Consider the following 4,491-nt stretch of genomic DNA (forward strand, 5'->3'; position numbering starts at 1 on the left):
CCAGAACCCTGCCCGGCATCGGGTTCCTTGCTGATGCATATCGTTGTCCCAAAACCGCTGCGCACTTTTGGGCGACATGCATTTACAGGATGAATCTGGACAAATCCGTGTTCCTCGAGAGGTCGCCGACATGCTTTTGCACATAGGCGGAGTCGATGGTGACGGTCGTACCGTTGCGGTCCGGCGCGTCGTAGGAGATCTCGTCCAGCACCCGCTCCATCACCGTCTGCAGGCGTCTTGCGCCGATATTCTCGACGCTGGCGTTGAGATCGACGGCAATGCCGGCCAGCGAATCGATGGCGTCGTCGGTGAAGGCCAGTTCGACCCCTTCCGTCTTCATCAGCGCGACGTACTGCTTGATCAGGCTCGCCTCTGTCTCGGTGAGGATGCGGACGAAGTCCTCCTTCTCCAGCGCGCGCAGCTCGACGCGGATCGGCAGGCGGCCCTGCAGTTCCGGCAACAGATCGGACGGCTTCGACACATGGAAGGCGCCCGACGCGATGAACAGGATATGGTCGGTCTTCACCGGGCCGTACTTCGTCGCCACCGTCGTGCCTTCGACCAGCGGCAGCAGGTCGCGCTGCACGCCTTCGCGCGAAGGCCCGCCCGAAATGTCGCTCCTGGCCGCGATCTTGTCGATCTCATCGAGGAAGACGATGCCGTCATTTTCCGTGGCGTCGAGAGCGCGGCGGATCACCTCGTCCTGGTCGAGTAATTTGTCGGACTCGTCATTGACCAGCAGCGCGTAGGAATCGCGCACCGTGGTCTTGCGGCTCTTGGTCTTGCGGCCGCCCATCGCCTTCGACAGCATGTCGTTGATGTTGAGCACGCCGATATTGCCGCCCGGCATGCCTGGGATCTCGAAGCCCGGCATGCCGCCGGTGCCGGTGTCGGCGACTTCGATCTCGATCTCCTTGTCGTCGAGCTCGCCGTCGCGCAGCTTCTTGCGGAAGGAGTCGCGCGTCGACGGGCTCGCCGTCTTGCCGACCAGGGCCTCCAGCACGCGTTCTTCGGCATTGATCTGGGCGCGCGCCGCGACGTCCTCGCGCATCTTCTCGCGCGCCAGGCCGATGGCAACCTCGACCAGGTCGCGCACGATCTGCTCAACGTCGCGGCCGACATAGCCGACCTCGGTGAACTTGGTCGCCTCGACCTTGACGAAGGGCGCGCCGGCGAGGCGGGCCAGGCGGCGCGAGATCTCGGTCTTGCCGACTCCGGTCGGGCCAATCATCAGGATGTTCTTCGGCATCACCTCCTCGCGCATCTGGCCTTGCAGCTGCTGGCGGCGCCAGCGGTTGCGGAGCGCAATGGCCACGGCGCGCTTGGCGTCCTTCTGGCCGATGATGAAGCGGTCGAGTTCCGAAACGATTTCGCGGGGAGAGAAGGTGCTCATGTCACTAAATTCCACTTTGCCACTGCTTGATGGACTCGAACGGATGCAGCAGCATGATCACGTTGAGCGTCAGATTGTCCCGGATGATGTAGCCCGTACCGAGCTCGAAGATGAGGGCCAGGGCAACGACCACCCATATAGGAAGCTTTCGCGCCATCACAAATCCCAGCACCATGGCCAACGTGTCCGATACCGAGTTGATGATGCTGTCGCCGTAATAGTCGAGCGAAATCGTGCCGGCGCGGTAACGCTCGATGATGAAGGGGCTGTTCTCCAGAAGCTCCCAGCCACCTTCGATGAGGACGGCGAAGGCGAGCCTCAGCCCGATCGGCGAACGCGGAAAGAGGAACCGCGCCAGCGCATAGAACAGGAAGCCATGGATGATGTGCGATGGCGTGTACCAGTCCGAGATGTGCTGGGAGTTCTCCGAGCTTTGCACCACCCCGTGCCAGAGCTTGACATAGCCGCAGGTGCAGATCGGCGGATGGCCCATGCAGTAAAGCGCGCCGGCCTGGAAGATCAGCAAAGCCAGCATGAGCAGAAGCCCCATGCGCCAGCTGTCCTCATAGGCCGAAAGCGTCTTGTCCTCGCCGGATGCGTTCATCTGGTTCAGTCCCCCTCTTCCGTGTCGCCTTGCGCCGCGTCGACGGCCATCAGCACGACATCCCCGTATTGCGACTGCCTGCGGCCGATCGGCCTGAAACCCGCCTTCTCATAGGCGCGGATGGCGCGCGCGTTCCGCGGATGCGGATCGATGATGACGCGCGGCGCCCCTTCCTCGAAAAGCTGCTCGACGAACTGCCGCACGATCGCCGTGCCGTGGCCGACGCCGACCAGCTGCGCCAGGCCGATCGACAGGTCGATACCCAGCGTGCCGAACGGCTGGTCGGCATAGGGATGATCGTCCTCCAGATGCGGATCGTAGCTCTGCAGGTAGGCGATCGGCCGGCCGTCGAGCTCGACGATCAGCGGCTCGACCGAAACCGAGTCGATGTGCTCGCGGATTTCGGCGGTCTCTTGTTCCGGATCGTCCCACCATTCGGCGACATGCGGCTCGGCCAGCCAGCCGGCGATCATCGGCAGGTCTTTTTCGGTCACCGGCCGAAAATCGTAAACGTGCTCTTGTTGGACCATGATCTTATCCGAAAACCGGGTCCCACTTTTCGGGATCATGGTCGATTGCCTCAGGCGGCATCGAGCGTTTCGACAACGAAGTTGCTGTTGGTATAGACGCAGATGTCGGCCGCGATCTGCATCGCCTTGCGGGCGATCTCCTCGGCGTCCTTGTCGGTGTCCATCAGCGCGCGAGCGGCGGCCAGCGCGTAGTTGCCGCCGGAGCCGATGGCCATGACGCCATGTTCGGGCTCGAGCACGTCGCCGGTGCCGGTCAGCGCCAGCGAGACCGACTTGTCGGCGACCAGCATCATGGCTTCCAGCCGGCGCAGGTAGCGGTCGGTGCGCCAGTCCTTGGCGAGCTCGACGCAGGCGCGCGTCAGTTGGTCGGGATATTGCTCGAGCTTGGCTTCGAGCCGCTCCAGAAGGGTGAAGGCATCTGCGGTGGCGCCGGCGAAACCGGCAATGACTTTGCCGCCCGTGCCGATGCGGCGCACCTTCTTGGCATTGCCCTTCATGATGGTCTGGCCAAGGCTGACCTGGCCGTCGCCGGCGATCACAACCTTGCTGCCTTTGCGCACTGTCACGATCGTCGTGGCATGCATGGTCAGTTCATTCGACATTTTCTGCTCCGATTCGCGCCATCCCAATAAGGCGATTGGCGCGGTACGAGGGACTTTGATCGGCCATATGTATGCATGGGGTGGGCGATTGCAAACGACATGCCGGCCAGCCCGATACCCCATGGGAATGGCAACTGGCAATCGCCGGATCATGCTGCTAGAAGGCTCTCGATTTCAAGCATATGGGCGTTTGGGGCCTGTGCGCTCCCGCACGCCATGAACCTCCTGGACAAGGATAGATCATGCCGACGCGTTCCGCCGAAGCCAGCCGCAAGACCAAGGAAACCGACATCTCGGTGTCGGTCCATGTCGACGGCACCGGCAAGTCCGACATTGCGACGGGCGTCGGCTTCTTCGACCACATGCTCGACCAGCTGTCGCGTCATTCGCTGATCGACATGACGGTGAAGGCAAAGGGCGACCTGCACATCGACGACCACCACACGGTCGAGGATACCGGCATCGCGCTCGGCCAGGCGCTGGCCAAGGCGCTCGGCGAGCGGCGCGGCATCATGCGCTATGCCTCGATCGACCTCGCCATGGACGAGACACTGACCAGAGCGGCGATCGACGTCTCGGGCCGCCCGTTCCTGGTCTGGAACGTAACCTTCTCGTCGCCCAAGATCGGCACGTTCGACACCGAGCTGGTGCGCGAATTCTTCCAGGCGCTGGCGCAGAACGCGGGCGTCACGCTGCACGTGACCAATCACTACGGCGCCAACAACCATCACATCGCCGAGACCTGCTTCAAGGCGGTGGCGCGGGCGCTTCGTTCCGCGCTCGAGCGCGACCCGCGCCAGCCGGACGCCGTACCTTCCACCAAAGGTTCTTTGAAGGGGTAGGCGATGGCCTTCTATGTCGTGATGGAGCCGCCGGCGGGCCGCTCAAAGGCCGATGAGACGACCTTCGTGCGCGACGGCTTCACCTGGCTCGGGTTCCTATTCTCACCGCTGTGGCTCGCCTGGCACCGGCTGTGGATCGAGGCGGCGCTGACCTTCGTCGTCATGGCCATCCTGTCGATGCTCGGCGAGAAGCTGGGACTTGCCTGGGCGGGCTCGGCCCTGTCCCTGCTGGTCTCGCTCTATATCGGCCTCGAAGGACAGGGGCTGCGCATCGCGGCGCTACGCCGCCGCGGCTGGCACGAATGGGGCGTCGTCGAAGCCGACAGGCTGGACGGCGCCGAGACGCGTCATGCTTTGGAGGCCGACGTGCCGCCAGACGAGCAGCCGCCCGCCCCGCGCATCGTACCCGACGCCAATCTGGCACGGCCGACGCAGACCGGCATGGCTCTGGGGCTGACCCATACGCCGGGAAGGCCCTGACATGCGGGTCGCGATCATTGACTACGGGTCGGGCAATCTG

Annotated in this window: 6 protein-coding genes; 2 read left to right on the forward strand and 4 right to left on the reverse strand. The window is 63.7% G+C overall.

Annotation, left to right across the window (positions count from 1 at the left end):
• Positions 1 to 82: 82 nt before the first annotated feature.
• The 4 genes from hslU to hslV are packed head-to-tail and all read right to left on the reverse strand — an operon-like array spanning position 83 to position 3,129.
• Positions 83 to 1,393, reverse strand: coding sequence for an ATP-dependent protease ATPase subunit HslU (gene hslU, locus EN742_RS25560; protein ID WP_126057096.1), 1,311 nt, complete (start codon positions 1,391 to 1,393; stop codon positions 83 to 85).
• 4 nt (positions 1,394 to 1,397) lie between these two features.
• Entirely contained in the window at positions 1,398 to 1,997 is a 600-nt protein-coding gene (locus EN742_RS25565) for a DUF2585 domain-containing protein (RefSeq protein ID WP_128333420.1), read from the reverse strand.
• A 5-nt stretch (positions 1,998 to 2,002) separates the two neighbouring features.
• On the reverse strand, positions 2,003 to 2,527 hold the full coding sequence (locus EN742_RS25570; RefSeq protein WP_127404907.1) for a GNAT family N-acetyltransferase: 525 nt from the start codon (positions 2,525 to 2,527) through the stop codon (positions 2,003 to 2,005).
• 50 nt (positions 2,528 to 2,577) lie between these two features.
• A complete protein-coding gene (hslV, locus tag EN742_RS25575) occupies positions 2,578 to 3,129 on the reverse strand; it encodes an ATP-dependent protease subunit HslV (protein ID WP_128333421.1) in 552 nt (183 codons plus the stop codon).
• A 242-nt stretch (positions 3,130 to 3,371) separates the two neighbouring features.
• On the opposite strand from hslV, the gene hisB reads away from it, so the two are divergent.
• The gene (gene hisB / locus EN742_RS25580) at positions 3,372 to 3,971 is read left to right on the forward strand and encodes an imidazoleglycerol-phosphate dehydratase HisB (protein WP_126057100.1); all 600 of its coding nucleotides are present in this window, start codon (positions 3,372 to 3,374) and stop codon (positions 3,969 to 3,971) included.
• Positions 3,972 to 3,974: 3 nt separating this feature from the next.
• Complete coding sequence (locus tag EN742_RS25585; protein WP_127407583.1) at positions 3,975 to 4,451, forward strand: DUF2628 domain-containing protein; 477 nt, start codon at positions 3,975 to 3,977, stop codon at positions 4,449 to 4,451.
• Positions 4,452 to 4,491: the final 40 nt, after the last annotated feature.

It is taken from the genome of Mesorhizobium sp. M4A.F.Ca.ET.020.02.1.1 (assembly GCF_004022645.1).
GTDB lineage: Bacteria > Pseudomonadota > Alphaproteobacteria > Rhizobiales > Rhizobiaceae > Mesorhizobium.

Bases quoted from the DNA above. Each gene is read 5' to 3' on its own strand.
- EN742_RS25565 (WP_128333420.1), bottom strand. From the start codon at position 1,997: ATGAACGCATCCGGCGAGGACAAGACGCTTTCGGCCTATGAGGACAGC.
- hisB (WP_126057100.1), top strand. From the start codon at position 3,372: ATGCCGACGCGTTCCGCCGAAGCCAGCCGCAAGACCAAGGAAACCGAC.
- EN742_RS25570 (WP_127404907.1), bottom strand. From the start codon at position 2,527: ATGGTCCAACAAGAGCACGTTTACGATTTTCGGCCGGTGACCGAAAAA.
- hslU (WP_126057096.1), bottom strand. From the start codon at position 1,393: ATGAGCACCTTCTCTCCCCGCGAAATCGTTTCGGAACTCGACCGCTTC.
- EN742_RS25585 (WP_127407583.1), top strand. From the start codon at position 3,975: ATGGCCTTCTATGTCGTGATGGAGCCGCCGGCGGGCCGCTCAAAGGCC.
- hslV (WP_128333421.1), bottom strand. From the start codon at position 3,129: ATGTCGAATGAACTGACCATGCATGCCACGACGATCGTGACAGTGCGC.